Source organism: Agrobacterium sp. OT33 (assembly GCF_017313365.1).
In the GTDB taxonomy this organism is placed as follows: domain Bacteria; phylum Pseudomonadota; class Alphaproteobacteria; order Rhizobiales; family Rhizobiaceae; genus Agrobacterium; species Agrobacterium rhizogenes_A.
Window position 1 is genome coordinate 130,115 of the sequence record NZ_JAFLMZ010000009.1, and the last position, 16,732, is coordinate 146,846.

Annotated in this window: 17 protein-coding genes; 8 read left to right on the top strand and 9 right to left on the bottom strand. The window is 60.4% G+C overall.

What is annotated here, in order from left to right:
* Positions 1-62: 62 nt before the first annotated feature.
* Genes pgsA through JZX88_RS20920 form a run of 3 tightly spaced genes read left to right on the top strand, consistent with a single transcriptional unit; the run spans position 63 to position 1,376 of the window.
* The gene (gene pgsA / locus JZX88_RS20910; protein WP_046798832.1) at positions 63-650 is read left to right on the top strand and encodes a CDP-diacylglycerol--glycerol-3-phosphate 3-phosphatidyltransferase; all 588 of its coding nucleotides are present in this window, start codon (positions 63-65) and stop codon (positions 648-650) included.
* Positions 650-904 (top strand): molybdopterin converting factor subunit 1, encoded by a 255-nt coding sequence (gene moaD, locus JZX88_RS20915; RefSeq protein ID WP_065115336.1) that lies wholly within the window; start codon positions 650-652, stop codon positions 902-904. The genes pgsA and moaD overlap by 1 nt, the downstream gene beginning before the upstream one ends.
* 4 nt (positions 905-908) lie before the next feature.
* Entirely contained in the window at positions 909-1,376 is a 468-nt protein-coding gene (locus JZX88_RS20920; RefSeq protein ID WP_206914596.1) for a molybdenum cofactor biosynthesis protein MoaE, read from the top strand.
* A gap of 60 nt (positions 1,377-1,436) precedes the next feature.
* On the opposite strand, the gene JZX88_RS20925 is transcribed toward JZX88_RS20920, so the two are convergent.
* On the bottom strand, positions 1,437-2,333 hold the full coding sequence (locus JZX88_RS20925) for a branched-chain amino acid ABC transporter permease (protein ID WP_206914597.1): 897 nt from the start codon (positions 2,331-2,333) through the stop codon (positions 1,437-1,439).
* A gap of 52 nt (positions 2,334-2,385) precedes the next feature.
* On the opposite strand from JZX88_RS20925, the gene JZX88_RS20930 reads away from it, so the two are divergent.
* Together JZX88_RS20930 and JZX88_RS20935 are read left to right on the top strand one after the other, a co-directional pair.
* Positions 2,386-2,946 carry a CGNR zinc finger domain-containing protein gene (locus JZX88_RS20930; RefSeq protein ID WP_206914598.1) on the top strand — a complete coding sequence of 187 codons (561 nt, stop codon included), beginning with the start codon at positions 2,386-2,388 and terminating at the stop codon, positions 2,944-2,946.
* Entirely contained in the window at positions 2,943-3,455 is a 513-nt protein-coding gene (locus JZX88_RS20935; RefSeq protein ID WP_206914599.1) for a hypothetical protein, read from the top strand. The genes JZX88_RS20930 and JZX88_RS20935 overlap by 4 nt, the downstream gene beginning before the upstream one ends.
* 284 nt (positions 3,456-3,739) lie before the next feature.
* Here JZX88_RS20935 and ndk read toward each other — a convergent pair whose 3' ends face one another.
* Both ndk and JZX88_RS20945 read right to left on the bottom strand, forming a co-directional pair.
* Complete coding sequence (gene ndk, locus JZX88_RS20940; RefSeq protein WP_003496769.1) at positions 3,740-4,162, bottom strand: nucleoside-diphosphate kinase; 423 nt, start codon at positions 4,160-4,162, stop codon at positions 3,740-3,742.
* A gap of 103 nt (positions 4,163-4,265) precedes the next feature.
* The gene (locus tag JZX88_RS20945) at positions 4,266-4,961 is read right to left on the bottom strand and encodes a glutathione S-transferase family protein (protein ID WP_206914600.1); all 696 of its coding nucleotides are present in this window, start codon (positions 4,959-4,961) and stop codon (positions 4,266-4,268) included.
* 256 nt (positions 4,962-5,217) lie between these two features.
* Here JZX88_RS20945 and JZX88_RS20950 point away from each other — a divergent pair, with 256 nt between their 5' ends.
* Both JZX88_RS20950 and JZX88_RS20955 read left to right on the top strand, forming a co-directional pair.
* Positions 5,218-6,261, top strand: a complete 1,044-nt coding sequence (locus tag JZX88_RS20950) for a GGDEF domain-containing protein (RefSeq protein ID WP_161991622.1) — start codon at positions 5,218-5,220, stop codon at positions 6,259-6,261.
* A gap of 173 nt (positions 6,262-6,434) precedes the next feature.
* The gene (locus tag JZX88_RS20955; RefSeq protein WP_065116177.1) at positions 6,435-8,318 is read left to right on the top strand and encodes an ABC-F family ATP-binding cassette domain-containing protein; all 1,884 of its coding nucleotides are present in this window, start codon (positions 6,435-6,437) and stop codon (positions 8,316-8,318) included.
* Between the two features lie 71 nt (positions 8,319-8,389).
* On the opposite strand, the gene JZX88_RS20960 is transcribed toward JZX88_RS20955, so the two are convergent.
* The 4 genes from JZX88_RS20960 to JZX88_RS20975 form a co-directional block, all read right to left on the bottom strand.
* On the bottom strand, positions 8,390-8,872 hold the full coding sequence (locus JZX88_RS20960; protein WP_110759304.1) for a heme-binding protein: 483 nt from the start codon (positions 8,870-8,872) through the stop codon (positions 8,390-8,392).
* An 89-nt stretch (positions 8,873-8,961) separates the two neighbouring features.
* Entirely contained in the window at positions 8,962-9,570 is a 609-nt protein-coding gene (locus tag JZX88_RS20965; protein ID WP_206914601.1) for a response regulator transcription factor, read from the bottom strand.
* Positions 9,567-11,237 (bottom strand): sensor histidine kinase, encoded by a 1,671-nt coding sequence (locus tag JZX88_RS20970; RefSeq protein WP_206914602.1) that lies wholly within the window; start codon positions 11,235-11,237, stop codon positions 9,567-9,569. The genes JZX88_RS20965 and JZX88_RS20970 overlap by 4 nt, the downstream gene beginning before the upstream one ends.
* Before the next feature lie 163 nt (positions 11,238-11,400).
* Positions 11,401-13,341, bottom strand: coding sequence for a bifunctional diguanylate cyclase/phosphodiesterase (locus JZX88_RS20975; protein ID WP_206914603.1), 1,941 nt, complete (start codon positions 13,339-13,341; stop codon positions 11,401-11,403).
* A gap of 795 nt (positions 13,342-14,136) precedes the next feature.
* Here JZX88_RS20975 and JZX88_RS20980 point away from each other — a divergent pair.
* A complete protein-coding gene (locus JZX88_RS20980; RefSeq protein WP_206914604.1) occupies positions 14,137-15,063 on the top strand; it encodes a Gfo/Idh/MocA family protein in 927 nt (308 codons plus the stop codon).
* Between the two features lie 31 nt (positions 15,064-15,094).
* Here the strand turns inward: JZX88_RS20980 and JZX88_RS20985 are convergent, their stop codons facing one another.
* Both JZX88_RS20985 and JZX88_RS20990 read right to left on the bottom strand, forming a co-directional pair.
* Positions 15,095-16,123, bottom strand: coding sequence for a sensor domain-containing diguanylate cyclase (locus JZX88_RS20985; RefSeq protein ID WP_206914605.1), 1,029 nt, complete (start codon positions 16,121-16,123; stop codon positions 15,095-15,097).
* Positions 16,124-16,265: 142 nt separating this feature from the next.
* A complete protein-coding gene (locus JZX88_RS20990; protein WP_065115327.1) occupies positions 16,266-16,715 on the bottom strand; it encodes a DNA polymerase III subunit chi in 450 nt (149 codons plus the stop codon).
* Between the last annotated feature and the right edge of the window lie 17 nt (positions 16,716-16,732).

Consider the following 16,732-nt stretch of genomic DNA (forward strand, 5'->3'; position numbering starts at 1 on the left):
ATGTTGACCCTATGCGTCAGGGGCGGCATCAAGACAGCTGATCTTTGACTGACAGGTTTCCCATGGCTTCGCGCGCATACAGCATTCCCAATCTTCTGACCTATGGCCGCATATTGGCGGTTCCTGTCATCGTTTTGTGCTTCTTCATCGAGGGCAAGCTGGAAAGCTCTGATTTCGCGCGCTGGACGGCGCTCTGGCTGTTCATCATCGCGTCGCTGACCGATTTTCTCGATGGTTATCTGGCCCGCATCTGGAACCAGACCTCCAATATCGGCCGGATGCTGGACCCGATCGCCGACAAGCTGCTGGTCGCTTCCGTCCTGCTCCTGATGGCCGCGGACGGCACCATTGCCGGCTGGTCGCTCTGGGCGGCCATCACCATTCTCTGCCGCGAAATTCTGGTCTCCGGCCTGCGCGAATATCTGGCGGCGCTGAAGGTCAGCGTTCCCGTCACCCGCATCGCCAAGTGGAAGACGACGATCCAGATGGTCGCCATCGCCTTTCTTCTCGCCGGTCCTGCGGGCGACAAGGTCCTGCCCTATACGACAGAGATGGGCATCACACTTCTCTGGCTTGCGGCGGCGCTCACCATGTATACCGGCTATGACTACTTCAAGGCCGGCCTGAAGCACATCGTGGACGAAGACTGATGACACGGATCGTTTATTTCGCCTGGGTTCGCGAAAAGATCGGCACGGACGAAGAGGAGCTGGACATCCCCTCCTCCGTCACCACAGCCGGTGAGCTGATCGCATGGCTCACGACCCGTGGCGAGAATTACGAGGCGGCCTTCGAATTTCCGGATGTGATCCGCGTCGCCGTCAATCAGGAACATGTCGAGCATGACGAGAGCATCGCCGGCGCACGCGAGATCGGTATTTTCCCGCCGATGACCGGGGGATGAGCGGATGCAGAAAGCCGTGCAGCCGACGATCCGCGTACAGGCAGGGGATTTCGACGCCACTGAGGAAACGCGACGGCTGACGCAAAGCGACAAGGGCATCGGCGCGGTGGTCGCCTTCACCGGGCTCTGCCGGGACGATGGTGGAACGCTTGCGGCACTGGAACTCGAACATTACCCCGGCATGGCGGAAGCGGAAATCGGCCGCATCGCCAAACTCGCGATAGAGCGCTTCAACCTTCTCGGCCTTACCGCCATCCACCGCTACGGCAAAATCGCTGCCGGCGAGAATATCGTTCTCGTCATCGCCGCTTCCAGCCACCGGCAGGCGGCCTTTGACGGCGCGAATTTCGTGATGGACTATCTGAAGACCTCCGCCCCGTTCTGGAAGAAGGAGCATGGCAAGGATGGTACGGCGGGCGACTGGGTTGCGGCAAAGACAACCGACGATACGGCAAAGGACAAGTGGCGGTAATCCATCGCCTTTTCCGCCTTTCCGGGTGGAAGACCGCAATCCGCTTTTCCCGGAAATGCCTCAGGGTGCCTCCACCCTGCTGCGCATGATAATCAGCCAGCCGACCAGAAGCGCCAGCACCGCCGCATCGCGCCAGACGACCGGGCCATAACCGGCCCACAGGGTTTCCGCAAATCCCACGGCAGCAGCTCCCAAACCGCAAATAAGCGGGCTGGCATAACCGCCCGCCGCTGAAATCAGCACGACCTTGAGGCCGAAAACAAGTCCGGCGCCAAAATCCATGGTGCCGTAATAAAAGGTGGCGAGCACCCCGGCGATGGCGGCGACAAACCCCGCCGCGCAATAGGACAGCAGGAACACCCTGCCCGCATTCACGCCGCAGAACGATGCCGCAAGCGGATCATCGCAAACGGCCTTCCAGCGCCTGCCGAAAGCGGAACGGCCGAGATAAATGGACCCTGAGAGGATGAGTAGTCCAAACACCGCCGTGTTCAGTATCTGCATCGGCGTCAGGGTCACGGCAAAGCCGCCATCGCTCCAAAAGCGTACTGGCTGCGACAAAAGTGGTGGCAGCCATAATTGCCGGGTGCCCGCGGCAAGCCTTGCGCTTTCGGTAAGCGCGATCAGCACACCGACGGAGGCTACTGTCACCGCATTGGGAGAGGCCTTCGCCAGAGGCCGCATCACCGCCCTGCCGACGAAGCTCGCCGCCCACAACCCACCGAACAGGCCTGCTCCTGCCCCGAGCGCGAGCGTTGCCGGCAGAACCAGCCACAGCCGGTTCCAGCCGAAATCGGCAAACAGCAGGCACGTCTGGCCGGCAAAAGCGAAGATGGCGCCATAGGTGACATCGGCGCGCCTGGTGATGGAAAAGGCGATGGCATAACCGAAGGCCAGAACCGCATAAAGGGCTGCGACCGGCACGGCATTCAGCAATTGTTGCAGGAAATAGGCCATGCGCGTCCTCTCGCCATTATTATAACTGTTAAAACACATTTTGACAGTTATAATGTGCAGCATGAGTTTTCGCTGGACAGAACATCGTTTCGCAGGCGGCGCCCTGGCGCTGGATGTCGCCAATAGCGTGATCCTGCGCTCGGACGCGGCAAAATCGATCGACCGTTTTGCCGTGCCGGAGCAGATCGTCGCCTTTGCCGAAGCGGCGACACGGCTTGGCGCGGAGCGCGGCAGGTTTCCCGCACTCATCGCCCCCCAAGCGGCCCAAAAGCCGGTTTTTCTGGAATTGCGGGAGGCGATCGACGATTATTTTCGCGCATCCATCAGCAATGGCGGCGATGACGACGGCAAGCTGGCGCGGCTTCTCTTCGCCTGTGGCACGGCACTGCGCGCATTTCCGCTGGCCGAAAGTCTCGGCAATGCCACCGCCCATTCCGCTCTGTCACTGCTTGCGGCGCAGACACGGGAAAGGCTGCGGATCTGCAGCAATTGCGGCTGGCTTTTCATCGACCGCAGCAAGAACAGAAGCCGTATCTGGTGCGACATGGCGGTGTGCGGCAACCGGCGGAAAGCCAGTCGGCACTATCACCGGACGAAGGAGGCACAGGAATGAAGGCAATTGCCTTGCCATTGCTGATAATTGCGGCTGCACTCGGCCTTTCGGCTTGCCAGCGCGACGAACCGCGCGAAGTCGCGAAGGTTTCGGGCCGCATGTTCGTCTTCAACTATCGCGTCGCCGTTGCCACCTATCTGGTCACGCTTCAGCGCATCGCCCCCATTCGCGACGGCAGCAAGCTTGAGGCAACATTCGAAAATCCACGCGGCGGCCCTGACCTCACGACGAGCGACAGGATTTTTCCGGCAGACGAGAAGATCGCCGTTCAAAGTCCGCCAGTCGAGTGCGTGAAGCAGGACCGGCCTTACCGGGTCACCATCCGCATCAAGGGGCCGGAGGGCGACATTCTCCAGACGATCGAGACCACGATCCGCTCCGACACGGACCAGTCGCTTCTTCCCGCCAAGCCGCTGGTGATCGGGCCGCTCTATACGCCCAATCCGGAGGTGTTCAAACCGGATGGTACGACGGATATGCGGCCGGTTCAGGGGTGCCCGGCGTCGTGAAGACTTTCTGTGCTTGAGTTCCCGGAGCGAAATAACAAGCTCTCATCCGTCATGCCGGGCTTGACCCGGTATCCAGCAGCCGCGCGTCTGCGCGACGTAAAGAGTCTTTCACGATCAAAGACTTGATCGCGCTGGACCCCGGATCTCGTCCGGGGTGACGGAGTGTGGAGGCCCGTACCTGTCACCCAACAAAAAACGGAGCCTTTCGGCTCCGTTTTCTCGAGTCTTTTCAACGGCCTCGCGCAATCGCCTGAAAGGACGATTCAAGCCGTTGATATTTTGAATCAGCCGACGATTTCGGTTTCGGCGAACCAGTAGGCGATTTCCTGTGCGGCGGTTTCCGGAGCGTCGGAACCGTGAACGGAGTTTTCGCCGATGGAGAGCGCGAAGGTCTTGCGGATGGTGCCTTCAGCGGCCTGGGCCGGGTTGGTGGCGCCCATGATTTCGCGGTTCTTGAGGATGGCGTTTTCGCCTTCCAGAACCTGAACGATGGTCGGGCCGGAGGTCATGCCTTCAACGAGCTCGCCGAAGAAGGGGCGCTCCTTGTGAACGGCGTAGAAGCCTTCGGCTTCGCGCTTGCTCATCCAGACGCGCTTGGAGGCGACGACGCGCAGGCCGTTGTCTTCAAATACCTTGGTGATCGCGCCCGTCAGGTTACGCTTGGTTGCGTCCGGCTTGATCATCGAAAATGTGCGTTCAATCGCCATGTGTCCGTTTCCTTTTCCTTCAGAGAAAGTGGGCGGTCTTTACCCGCCCAAAGGCCCGAAAACAAGGGGGATCGACGAGATTGCGACGATGACGCCAGACATTTCACGCCGCTGTCACACTGCGGCCTCTCGCATCATAGAGATCGAGGCAGCCTTCAAACCAGTCCCGCACCGGGTCATTGTCGGAAAACAGATCGGCCCCGGTGGTGATCCTTGCCCATTGCAGCGCGCCGAACAGGATATAATCGGCAAAGAGCGGCGACGTACCGCCGATGAAAGGCTGAAAGCTCAACATGCGGCGGATCGGTGTCAGCAATGCCGGGAAGGCCGCGATTTCCGTCTCGCGATTGGCCACCACATCCTCAAGCGGGCGGCCGAGCACTTTCGTGCGGCTGTCGCGGAAATAACGGCGATCCGGCTCATCCAGCATGTTGTGGATATCGAGGACGGCGATGCGGGTAATCGCCGGGTGAAGCACCGTCTGCGACCAGCTTTCGACGAAACGGGCCATTGCCTTGCCACCCTCCCCGTCAAACAGCGAGGGGCGCTCCGGATAGGCGTCGTCCAGATAAAGCGCGATCTCGAAGCTGTCGCTCACGAGCTGGTCGCCATCGCGCAGGATCGGCACCGTCTTCGAAAACCCGTCCTCAACCGTCGGAATGATGGTGAAGGGCAAAGGTCGCTCCTCGAAATCCAGCCCCTTATGCGCCAGCGAAAGAACGGTTTTCCAGCAATGGGGAGAAAAAGGCCGGGAGATATCGCTTCCGCACAGTGAATATAAGGTTCTGGAGGTCGTCATGATAAGCACCCTCTTTGGCAATCTCGATGGAACGATATAAAAACGCCCGCCGTCCGAAAGCAAATCAGCATTTGTCATATTATCGATCAAAAGCCGTTCGGAAGACGCCGGCTGCGACGGCGGGAAATAAAACCTGAAGGCGATCAAACTCCCTCCAGGGTTTAGCCAATTTTAAGCCGTTGGCGGTATGAATACGCCATTCAAAAACGATTTTTTCGTTCAATTCATACAACCATCGATATTGGAGCTGACAGCGATGGCATCTGCTGGCGATAAAAAACGCGAACAGGCAAGGAATAGTCTTGTCTTTACAAAAATCGCGCAGTTCATCGCCAAGATGAATATCGCGCCGCTGCCGCGCAATTATGAATTGATCTACGAAATATTGTCGGGACACAATCCGGCCATGGGCCGCGACATCCTCGCACTCGGCAATGCGCCGCAACAGCATGAGATCGATCTTGTCGGCCAGCGGCATAATCTGCCCGGCTTTTCCCGGATCGAGGCGGAACAGATGGCGAGCGAGGCCTTCGAGACCCTCAAGCAAATCTCCGCGCGGCTGGAAGCCGGCCTGCAGCGCACCGAAACCTTCATCGACAGCCTCTCCGATGACGAACATCGCGGCTCGACGGCAACGGAACGGCTGGCGGGATTGCTGGACGACATTCAGGAAGAACAGACAAGCCTGAAACATTTCATCGCCATGGGGCTGATGAAAATCCGCGAGGTTGAGCAACGCAGGGCCGATCTGCAGGCAAGCTCCCTTCGCGACGCGCTGACGGCGCTCCCCAACCGTGCAGCCTTCCTTGAAAAGCTCGGAGATATCTTCGCCGGCGATCAGGCGGCATCCGCCACCTCGCTGATGCTGCTCAACATCGATCATTTTCGCGAAATCAACGGCAAATACGGCCCCACCGCCGGCAACAAGGCGTTGCGGCGGCTTGCCGCCCTCTTCCGCAAGACGATCAAGAAGGATGATTTCGTCGCACGCATCGGCGGCAATGAATTCGCCTTCCTGTTTGCTGGTGTCTCACAGCATACGGCCGAAGCGATTGCCGAACGCCTGCGGCAGAGCGTTGGGTCGCTGCGTTTCGTGACCAGCGAAGGCGATGGCGAGCACCTGACGGTTTCAATCGGCGTTGCGGCCGTTGACGGCACCGCCACGCCCGCCGAATTTTTCAGCCATGCCGAACTTGCCCTGCTTTCGGCACGCTGCGGCACGCGCAATTGCGTGGTCGGCTATTCCCGTGAGGTGGCTCAGCACAGCCGCGGCAGCTATCTGGCCCAGCTCGGCTGCTGAAACATCTCCAGCGAAACGGCCCCCTTGTTTCCCCCTGGAAAACGCATGAAACCGAAGACATGGGATGCGCCCGGAGGGCGGCCTGCAAACCGGCTGCTTTTCCGGCGCCATATCTGCCCTGGTGTGTCGTCGCTGCTCTTGCCTTGGCTTCCCAGTTCAGCCAAAACGACGCCATGATTACGATTACCGATCTTTCCGCCCGCATCGCCGGGCGCCTGCTTCTCGACCATGCGAGCGTGACACTTCCTGCTGGCGTGAAGGCGGGCCTTGTCGGCCGCAACGGCGCCGGCAAATCCACCCTGTTCCGGGTCATCACCGGCGATTTTTCGGCCGAAAGCGGTTCGGTGACGATCCCCAAACAGGCGCGCATCGGCCAGGTCGCGCAGGAAGCACCGGGTACGGAAGATTCGCTGATTTCCATCGTGCTTTCCGCCGACAAGGAGCGCAGCGCGCTTCTGGCAGAGGCCGAAACCGCGACCGATCCGCACCGGATCGCCGAAATCCAGATGCGGCTCGTCGATATCGACGCCCATTCGGCGGAAGCGCGCGCATCGAGCATTCTCGCCGGTCTCGGTTTCGATCACGAGGCGCAGCTGCGCCCCGCCTCCTCCTTCTCCGGCGGCTGGCGCATGCGCGTGGCGCTCGCTTCCGTGCTGTTTGCCGAACCGGACCTTTTGCTGCTTGACGAGCCGACCAACTATCTCGACCTCGAAGGCACGCTCTGGCTGGAGGACTACATCCGGCGTTATCCGCATACCGTCATCATCATCAGCCATGACCGCGATCTTTTGAACAATGCCGTCAATTCCATCGTGCATCTGGACCAGAAGAAGTTGACCTTCTATCGCGGCGGGTACGACCAGTTCGAGCGGCAGAAGGCAGAGGCCGACGAATTGCAGATGAAGGCGAAGGCGAAAAACGACGCGGCACGCAAACATCTGCAAAGTTTCATCGACCGCTTCCGCGCCAAGGCCACCAAGGCGCGGCAGGCGCAGAGCCGCATCAAGGCGCTGGAGCGCATGGGCACCGTTGCCGCCGTGATCGAGGACCATGTCCAGCCGATCACCTTTCCGGAGCCGGAAAAGCAGCCCGCCTCGCCCATCGTCGCCATCAATGGCGGCGCTGTGGGTTACGAGCCGGGCAAATCGATCCTGAAGCAGCTCAATCTCAGGATCGACAATGACGACCGCATCGCGCTGCTCGGTTCCAACGGCAACGGCAAATCCACCTTCGCGAAATTCATTTCCGGCCGGCTTGCCCCGCAGGCGGGCGATCTTCGTGTGGCACCCGGCCTGAAGATCGGTTTTTTCGCGCAGCACCAGCTGGATGACCTCGTACCGGATGAAACACCGGTCGAACATGTGCGCAAGCTGATGCCGCTGGCGCCAGAAGCGCAGGTACGCGCACGCGTGGCGCAGATGGGTCTCGCGACCGAAAAGATGGCAACGGCGGCGAAGGACCTGTCCGGCGGCGAAAAGGCACGGCTGCTGATGGGGCTTGCGGCCTTCCATGCGCCAAACCTCCTCATCCTCGACGAGCCAACCAACCACCTCGACATCGACAGCCGCCGGGCACTGATCGAGGCGCTGAATGACTATAGTGGCGCGGTCATCCTCATTTCGCACGACCGGCACCTCATCGAAGCGACGGTGGACCGGCTGTGGCTGGTGGCCGACGGCACGGTCAAAACCTTCGAAGGCGATATGGAGGAATATCGCGACATCGTCGTTTCTTCCGGCAGGAAAAAGGAAGACAAGACCGAGGCCGCTCCCGATCAGGCGTCGAAGGCCGATCAGCGCAAGGCAAGCGCGGAGAAACGCGCCCAGCTTGCGCCGCTGAAGAAAAAGATCAACGAAATCGAATCCCTGACGGCAAAGCTTGAGAAACTGATTCAGGCGCTTGACACCGAACTGGCCGATCCCGCCCTTTATGAAAAAGCACCCGCCAAGGCGGCGCAGAAAGTCAAGGAGCGCGGTGAAGCCGCAGCAAAGCTTTCCGACGCGGAAGAGCAATGGCTGCTGCTTTCCGGCGAATATGAGGAAGCAATGGCGGGGTGATGTTCGGCAGTGCAAGGCCGGCACGCGGTCCGGCGGCCTTCTGCGAAGCCGCCGGATTACATTGACGCTGCTTATTTCGCGCCGATTGCATTGAGACCTTCACGGGCGCATTCGGCATCGATGGCGCCCGACGGCGCGCCGCCAACGCCAATGCCGCCGACCAGCGCTTCACCGATCTTGATCGGCAGGCCACCCGCCTGGATGACCATGCGTTCATCCATATTGCGAAGACCATCATTGGCTGGCTTGGAAGCGATGAATTCCGCGATCTCGCCGATGTCGCGACCAAGCGAAGCGGCCGCGAAGGCCTTACCCGTGGCGCTGGAAACCGTGTGCGGGCCGGAGTTGTCCGCTTTCAGCACCGCCTTGGTGGCGCCGTCGCGGGTAACGATGGCAACAGTGACGGCATTACCCTTGGCAACACAGGCCTGAAGCGCGGCTTTCGCCGCCTTCTCCGCCATTTCGAGCGGCAGATAGGGAGCGGTTGGCAGCGTCTGGGCCAAGGCGGCGGCAGGAGCGAGCAGAACGGAAGCGATGAGAAGATTGCGGATCATGAAAAGGTCCTCTTGCTTGATGAGGACTGCAACCTAGGCAATTGGAACGGGACTGCGAATCCGTAAGACTTGCCGGCCAGTCGGTAGTTCTACCGATCTTCGCCGGCCTCCAGCCACAGCCTTGTCATTTCCGCCTGGGAGGTGGTGCCGAGCTTGAGGCCGATGGCGGCGCGGTGGCTGTCGACCGTGCGCGGTGAAAGGCCGAGCCCGTCGGCGATCTGGCGGGTGGTGAAACCCAGCGCGATGCGCTCGAGTATCTCACGCTCACGCGCGGTGAGAAGCGACAGAAGCGCCATCGTTTCCGCCTGCAGTGCCCTGGCATCCAGCGTGCGCGCAAGCGTCTGGTGCGCTTTCTGGATCGCATCGATGAGATCCTGCTCATCCACCGGCTTGGAGAGAAAATCGACGGCGCCGTTGCGGAAGGCGCGGCGGCAGGCTTCGATATTTCCATGGCCGGAAATGATGATGACCGGCCAGTCGATGCCTTCCTCAACCAGTTTTTCCTGCAGTTTCAGGCCGGTGATGGCCGGCATGCGGATGTCGAAGATCAGGCAGCCGGGCTCGAGACCCGGCAATTGACCGAGAAAAACCGTCGGATCGGCAAAACCCTTCGCCTTGATGCCGACGGTGGACAACAGCAATATCAGCGCCTTGCGCACGGCGTCGTCGTCATCGACCAGATAGACGGGCAGCGTCATGGTTTCGTTGCCTCCGCCATGACCGGCAGGACGACACGGAACAACGCGCCGTTTTCCTGCTCTATGGAGAGGATTTCGCCGCCGGCGCGCTCCACCAGCCGCTGGCTGAGCGCGAGGCCAAGTCCCATGCCGTTGTTTTTCGTGGTCGCGAAGGGCGTAAAGAGCCGGTCGCGCAATTGCGGCGCCACGCCGGGCCCGTTATCGGCGACTTCGAATATGGCGAGATCACCGTCGCGGCTGAGCGTGGCGGTGATGGCCCCCCTGCCCTCGGCACCGGCCAGCGCATCGAGGGCATTGCGCAGCAGATTGAACATGACCTGCTCCATTTCCACCGGATCAACCCGAACCAGAAGCGGCGCCTCCGGCTGCCGGATATCTATGACGACCTGTTGCCGCGCGGCTTCGCCGGCCAGCAACGCATCGACATTGCGCAGCGCGACGCGCAAATCATGCGCCGTGGCAGGATGGCGATGCGGCAGCGACCAGTTGCGGAACCGGTCGAGCATGTTGGCGGCGCAGCGCGCCTGCTCGATCATGTCGTCCAGAGCACCGGACAGCGTTGCGACATCCTGACGGGCAAGAAGCCGCCGCCCGGCCTGCGCCTGCGCCAAGATGGCCGTCAGCGGCTGGGTCAGCTCATGGGCAAGGCCGCTTGCCATCTCTCCCAGCGCATTGACCCGCGATGCATGGGTCAGCCTCGCTTCCATGCCGCTCAGTTCGGCCCGCCTTTCGGCGGCGCGCATACGTGTCCTCTGCCTTGCCATAACGATGCCGAACACAAAAACGACGCTGGCGCCGGCAAGCCCCGCGAACAGGACACGGCCCGGCAGAAGTTCCCGCCAGGTGATGGGAAGTGCGACTTCCAGAAGCAGCGGCTGGCTGACGCTGCTGAGCTGCCGAGCATATTGCGGCTGCGCGGGCAGTTGCGGCGGGCCGTATAACAGGCGTCCATCCGGCATTTTCAGACGGATCACGGCGTGCTGTGCCGACCAGAAGGGAGCATCGGAGGCCAGCAGCTGCGCGGCGTCGACGGCCAGCACAAGCGCCTGCTGCGCCGTCTCGCTGTTGGGGCTGCGCTTGACGATCAGGTAGTGGCCGGGCCTCAGCGCACTCGCCAGCAAAGCCGGCCGGCCTGAAAACACCGATGCCGCCTCGCGGACCGCTGCGGCCAGTTCGCTTTCCAGCGGCCGGGTGCCGACAACGGGACCTCCCTCCGTGAGGGAGACCAGCTGAACTTCGTCGATACGCGGGTAAAATTGCAGGATGGGCGCGGCAATGGCGAGCAACAGACTATCGCCCGGTCCCTGCTGCGCCTGCGCCGCCGCCGAAAGTGCCGTCACATGGGCATCGTGCTGGTCGGCCCGGCGCGACGCCTCGGCCTGCAGGGCGTCGCTCTGCCGTTCCAGCTCACCCAGCAGGCTGACATATTGGTAAGCCGCCAGAGTGGCGACGACCGCAGCCATCAACAATGCCCAGACAGCGAACACCCTTAGCAGCGGCCAGGCCGCCGGAGGATTGGGATATCCCAACACAGGTCCTGCGCCGAATTCGGCATCGGCGATGGCGCCGAGCGACTGCGCGACGTCCGCTCTTACCGTCTTTGCTTCCGGCGGGGACTGGCCGGATATTCCGGGCTGCCTGTTCCATGCATCGTTATTTTCAAGCATCGGTTCGCTCGCGTGACCGGAAAGCACGGTCGGACCACTGGTTCGTCATGGTACCTCCTCAGCACAGACGCGCCAAACATTCAATCCGGCCGAAGCCCGCTTCGATGTCGCTGGAGCCGCAACGTGGCGAGGTAACGCCGGGCCTGGTCCTGCCGGAAACCCTCTAGGCGCATTCCCTGCGCGGCTGCAAGCGATCGAGCGGCACCGCGGGCGAATAAAGATAACCCTGCCCGAAGCGGATGCCCATCTGCATGAGAAGCAGGCTCTGTTCTTCCGTTTCTATGCCTTCCGTCACCAGCTTGGCGCCGTAACGCTCGGCGCTTTCAAAGGCGAGCGCGATGGCGTCCCTGAACCGTGACTGATCGAGCCGGGACGTCATCCAGTGGTCAACCTTGACCTCCTCGAAAGGAAACCGCGCAAGCAGGGTGAGCGCGGAATAACCCGTGCCGAAATCATCAAGCGACAACCGCACGCCCGCCTCGTTCAGCGTGTCGAAATTCTGCTGCACGATATCGATGGCCGGTATGCGGCTCATCTCCGTTACCTCGATTGACAATCGATGCGCCGGGACCGCCATTTCCCTGAGGAGCGCCACGACCCGGCTTCCGAAACGTGGGGTCGCCAAAGACGAGGCGGAAATATTCACCGCCAGATGAAAATCGGGGTCGAGGCCGCGCAGGTCGGCAAGGTCACGGACAACCGCTTCGATCGTCGACCATTCGAACTCCACCAGCAACCGGTGGCGCTCGGCAATCTCCAGCACGTAATAGGGTGAAAGCGCCTGCCCGCGCCCATCGGTCGCCCGCAGAAGCGCCTCCGCGCCGATCATGTGGCGATTGTGCATTTCAAATTTCGGCTGGTAACATATGGGCGGCCTGCCGGATTTGATCCAATGGACCAGCATCTGCCGAACGCCTTCGTCGCGGCTGGCTTTTTCGGCAAAGGAGAACGGGAAAATCTGCACCGGATTTTCACTTCTTCCCAACTCCAGGCTGAGATGCCGGAGGAACGACGCCACATTCTGGTGGGAAAGCATATCCAGATTGGCCGCGCCGATCTTCAGATGCGGAACAGGCCCTGCCTCCGCGGATCGGCAAAATGCGCTCAGCCCTTCATGAAGATGCATCATGAGTCTGGCGCTTTCCGATTTTTCCAGCGCAATCCCCTCGACGACCACCGCAAGCGTCGTATCGCCGAACATGAAACCGCATGGCGCATTGGAACTCGACAGCAGGCTGCTATTGCCTTCGCAGATCTCCCGCGCCAGTCGCGGCCAGAAAAGATCGGCCCAGTCCTCGCCTTCGCAGGCGGCGACATCGGCAATATTGACGATTTCGATGAGAAGGAGCGCGCGTGGAACGGCCGGCTCCCGCCGTGCCGCGGTTTCGATATGATCCTTCAGCGCGCGCCGGTTGGGCAGGCCGGTCAGGGGGTCCGTCAGCGCCGCGATCTCGCGCTTCCTCACGTCTTCCCGCGCCCGCGCCTCGCTGCGCAGGAGAAGAAACAGGCAGGCAATCATCGGCAGACCGACGACGACCGCCCCGAGAGTGCGGCGGCCGACCGCGTCCAAAAACAGCGACTGCTCGACAAGACCAAGGCCGAACGACACGGAAATGGCGAGCAGCACGGCAACAAACCGCACGGCGAACACGGCAAGAATATCCCGCATTCCCAGTTCGGCGAGGCTGCGCCTGCGCATCCAGCCATACATCATGATCCCGAAAGCCGAGATGATGGCCATGTCCTGAAAAGCGGCGAGAAACAGCACGGGGCCACCGACCAGGTAGCGCGCGGACGCAACGAGAAACAGCGCGATGCCGCCGCCCTGCCATGACCCCAGAAGCCCGGCGAGAAACAGCAGATCCGAACGGATATAGGGTTTGGAGGGCAGCCTGATGAACTCGGCCACCAGAAGCGTCAGCAGAAAACCGGCCACGCCGAAAACGACGCCATAATAAATCTTGTAACGCGGGTCATCGAGGGCAATGTTGCGGCGCATGAGGATCAGCAGGGAGACCATGCCGATCACCGCGGCTGCCTGGAGCAGCAGGAATGGAAGCTCAGCGGCAGCGGCCGCCGCCTGGATGGCGATCAATTCCATCATCTGCACCCCCCGATTGTCATTTGTCTCACAGCCGTAATTCCGGCATTTGCCCTTCACACTTTCTGTCTCTGCGGAGCACAATATAACACGCCGCCGATGCGACAGGCCGCCGACAAGCGGACGGCACTGATACGTATCCAATATTCACTCGCTGACACGGTACGGGCACTGGCGAAGGCGGACATCAGTGGCGCCGTGATCAGCATGCACACCGGCACACGCGGTATTTCATGCGGGATCGCATCCAGAAGTTCCGGCACCGCATAATGCCGCGCAGGCAAATAAGTCAACCGGAGTGGCGTGACAACAGGAAGCCACAGGACAATGTCCGACCGGATAATCTACTTCCCGCCCAATTCATATCGACACAGCTACAGACTATCGATAACCATGCCGAACTTGGTCCATACATATTGAACCGATGATTGATTTAATTCATCTTGTAAAACAAAATACAAGAGATTTTCTTCTCAAAATAAAAATATCATCCAAACGCGATTCGAAGAACTCACAATAAAAAATAAAATCGACTATTAAATTTCCACGATGAACATCAAAAAACGACCTTCTAAAACCATCTGAAGTTGAATTTTTCGATCAATTCTCAATTCATTATTTAATTTCAAGAATATTACTTTATTCATAAATAACGCCTTTACGTTTTCAACGCCTGATATTGTTAGCCAAAAAAGCCGTTCCAGGTCTGGATGATCACCTTGCCCCTTCGGCCGTTTCTGCTAAAAAACTTGTAAAGTCACACTTTATCTCATGAAGCACTCAAACGGGTACCTCTCCATGTCAGCCACCAAGCTTGCCATCGTCGGCGTCGGCAAAATCGTTCGCGACCAGCACCTTCCAGCCATCGCAGGCAATCCGGATTTCGAACTGATCGCCACGGCAAGCCGTCACGGCACAGTGGACGGCGTCGCCTCCTATGGCACCATCGAGGCGATGCTCGAAGCGGTTCCGCAAATCGAGGCCGTGTCGCTGTGCATGCCGCCGCAATATCGCTACGAGGCGGCCTATGCGGCGCTGAATGCCGGCAAGCATGTTTTCCTCGAAAAGCCGCCGGGTGCCACGCTGTCCGAAGTGCAGGATCTCGTGCGCCTCGCGGATTCGAAGGGCCTTTCGCTGTTTGCCAGCTGGCACTCGCGTTACGCGCCGGCAGCGGAAGCCGCCAAAGCGTTTCTGGCCGCGACAAAAATCGACAGCGTGCATATCATCTGGAAGGAAGATGTGCGCCACTGGCATCCGAACCAGGCGTGGATCTGGCAGGCGGGCGGCCTCGGCGTGTTCGACCCCGGCATCAACGCACTCTCCATCATCACCCACATCCTGCCGCGCGCGCTGTTCCTGACCAAGGCGACACTGGAATTCCCGGAAAACCGCGACGCACCGATCGCCGCCGACCTGCATTTCTCCGACGTGACGAAAATGCCCGTTCATGCCGAATTCGACTGGCGCCAGACCGGCAAGCAGAGCTGGGATATCGTTGCCGAAACCTCATCCGGACGGATGGTGCTTTCGGAAGGCGGCGCGAAGCTCTCGATCAATGGCGAAGAGAAGCTCTCTGAACCGGAGCGGGAATATCCGGCACTTTACGAGCGTTTTGCGGAGATCATCAAGGCGGGCCGTTCGGATGTGGATCTGGCACCGCTGACCCATGTGGCGGACGCCTTCCTTCTCGGCCGCCACAAATTCGTGGATTCCTTCTACGACTGAGACGCCGAAACGCTTTTCGAAGAAGCAGACATCACAGGGCGCGGCTGACGAAGCGGTCGCGCCCTGATTTTTTGGCCTGATACAGAGCCTCGTCGACGCTGCACAGCAACGTCGCTCGATCGGCACCCGCCTGCGGAGCAATCGCGCCGCCGATGCTGAGGCGTGCCTCGACCTCCTGGCCCTCGACATCGAAAGGTTTGCGGAAGGCGGATAAAAGCCGGTCGGCCATTGCGCGCATCACTTCCGGCGCGCCGGGTCGCGGTATGAAAATAGCGAATTCATCGCCGCCCATACGCACCGCGATATCCTCGCTGCGAATGGCACCGCGAATGCGCCCGGCGGCGGCAGTCAGCACACAGTCACCGGCCGGGTGGCCGAACGTATCGTTGATCGTCTTGAAACCATCCAGATCGAGATAAAGCACGCCGAAGGTCTCGCTCGCCTGAAGTGCGGCGCCCAGTTGCCCGTCAACGATCGCTTCCAGCGCCTTGCGGTTATAAAAGCCGGTCAGAGGGTCCGTCATCGCCGCGTCGCGCAACTCGCGCTCGGCAAGGATCATGGTGAAATTGGCTTTCTGAAGCCGCAGGAGCGCCGCCGCCAGCATCGCAAAATGTCTGAGATTGTCGATTTCGGCGCGGGAAAACTTTCTCGGCACCGTATCGACCAGACAAAAGGCCCCGACGACGAGGCCGGGTTCCAGCTCGATCGGCGCACCGGCATAGGAGCGCAGTTCAGGCCCACCTTTGACGTAGGACATGAAGTGGAAATCCGGATGCGCCGTCAGATCGGAAATGGCCACGACATCCCGCCTGTCAATGACGCGGTTGCAGATCGACAGATCGCGCGGGCATTCCGACAGCTGCATGCCCGCCTGTTCGGCAATATGCAGCCAATCCTCGTCAACGATATGGACGGCGGCGCGCGGCACGCCGAAAACGCCCTGCCCCAGCTGCGAGAGCACCTTCAGCTCCGGTATTTCCGCATTTCTGAAGGACATGACGGACCTTACCGCGACCAGACGTTCCGTTTCCGCTTCCGGCCGCAATATCGCCTGTCCCATGATGATGTCCTTCCGCTGCTTCCTCTGAGGCCTCCGGGCCGGCCGGCACATAATGCAAAAACCGGCAGGCGACGCCACGTGCGAATTTTTGCCGGTCCGTTTATGGGCTATGCCGGCGGGCGAGATCGATACCGGCCCGCGCTCACGCCTTCTTCTGCCAGCGGCCCTCCGGCGACTGTTGCCAATAGGTCAGGGCATGACCTTCACTCTTCAGTCTCTTCCAGTGATTTCGCGCCATTTCGAGCTGATAGGCATCATATCCGTCAAACATGAAGACGATGCGCTCATAGGCTTCCACCGCCGGCGGTTCGGCGCCGTCCACCAGAAAGCGGACATTTGCGCCGTTACCGTTGGCCTCCGAGGCCGTCAGGAGAATCGGCTGGCTTTGCGGTGCCGAAGACGTATCCGTGGCGTGCGGCAGAAAGCTGTCGTCACGAAAGGTCCACAGATGCGTCTCGAGGAAGTCGCGACGCTCCTCGTCAACCGTCTGGATCGCGACCTTCCAGCCGCGTTCCAGCGATTTTTCGAGCAAAGGCGGCAAGGCATCCTCGAGCTTCGATTCCGTCAGATGGTAGAACAGAATTTCAGTCATCCGCAGACCTGGAGCTC

What these genes read in the sequence shown, in the direction of transcription:
- pgsA (WP_046798832.1), top strand. Translation starts at nt 63, where the DNA reads ATGGCTTCGCGCGCATACAGCATTCCCAATCTTCTGACCTATGGCCGC.
- moaD (WP_065115336.1), top strand. Translation starts at nt 650, where the DNA reads ATGACACGGATCGTTTATTTCGCCTGGGTTCGCGAAAAGATCGGCACG.
- JZX88_RS20920 (WP_206914596.1), top strand. Translation starts at nt 909, where the DNA reads ATGCAGAAAGCCGTGCAGCCGACGATCCGCGTACAGGCAGGGGATTTC.
- JZX88_RS20925 (WP_206914597.1), bottom strand. Translation starts at nt 2,333, where the DNA reads ATGGCCTATTTCCTGCAACAATTGCTGAATGCCGTGCCGGTCGCAGCC.
- JZX88_RS20930 (WP_206914598.1), top strand. Translation starts at nt 2,386, where the DNA reads ATGTGCAGCATGAGTTTTCGCTGGACAGAACATCGTTTCGCAGGCGGC.
- JZX88_RS20935 (WP_206914599.1), top strand. Translation starts at nt 2,943, where the DNA reads ATGAAGGCAATTGCCTTGCCATTGCTGATAATTGCGGCTGCACTCGGC.
- ndk (WP_003496769.1), bottom strand. Translation starts at nt 4,162, where the DNA reads ATGGCGATTGAACGCACATTTTCGATGATCAAGCCGGACGCAACCAAG.
- JZX88_RS20945 (WP_206914600.1), bottom strand. Translation starts at nt 4,961, where the DNA reads ATGACGACCTCCAGAACCTTATATTCACTGTGCGGAAGCGATATCTCC.
- JZX88_RS20950 (WP_161991622.1), top strand. Translation starts at nt 5,218, where the DNA reads ATGGCATCTGCTGGCGATAAAAAACGCGAACAGGCAAGGAATAGTCTT.
- JZX88_RS20955 (WP_065116177.1), top strand. Translation starts at nt 6,435, where the DNA reads ATGATTACGATTACCGATCTTTCCGCCCGCATCGCCGGGCGCCTGCTT.
- JZX88_RS20960 (WP_110759304.1), bottom strand. Translation starts at nt 8,872, where the DNA reads ATGATCCGCAATCTTCTCATCGCTTCCGTTCTGCTCGCTCCTGCCGCC.
- JZX88_RS20965 (WP_206914601.1), bottom strand. Translation starts at nt 9,570, where the DNA reads ATGACGCTGCCCGTCTATCTGGTCGATGACGACGACGCCGTGCGCAAG.
- JZX88_RS20970 (WP_206914602.1), bottom strand. Translation starts at nt 11,237, where the DNA reads ATGCTTGAAAATAACGATGCATGGAACAGGCAGCCCGGAATATCCGGC.
- JZX88_RS20975 (WP_206914603.1), bottom strand. Translation starts at nt 13,341, where the DNA reads ATGATGGAATTGATCGCCATCCAGGCGGCGGCCGCTGCCGCTGAGCTT.
- JZX88_RS20980 (WP_206914604.1), top strand. Translation starts at nt 14,137, where the DNA reads ATGTCAGCCACCAAGCTTGCCATCGTCGGCGTCGGCAAAATCGTTCGC.
- JZX88_RS20985 (WP_206914605.1), bottom strand. Translation starts at nt 16,123, where the DNA reads ATGGGACAGGCGATATTGCGGCCGGAAGCGGAAACGGAACGTCTGGTC.
- JZX88_RS20990 (WP_065115327.1), bottom strand. Translation starts at nt 16,715, where the DNA reads ATGACTGAAATTCTGTTCTACCATCTGACGGAATCGAAGCTCGAGGAT.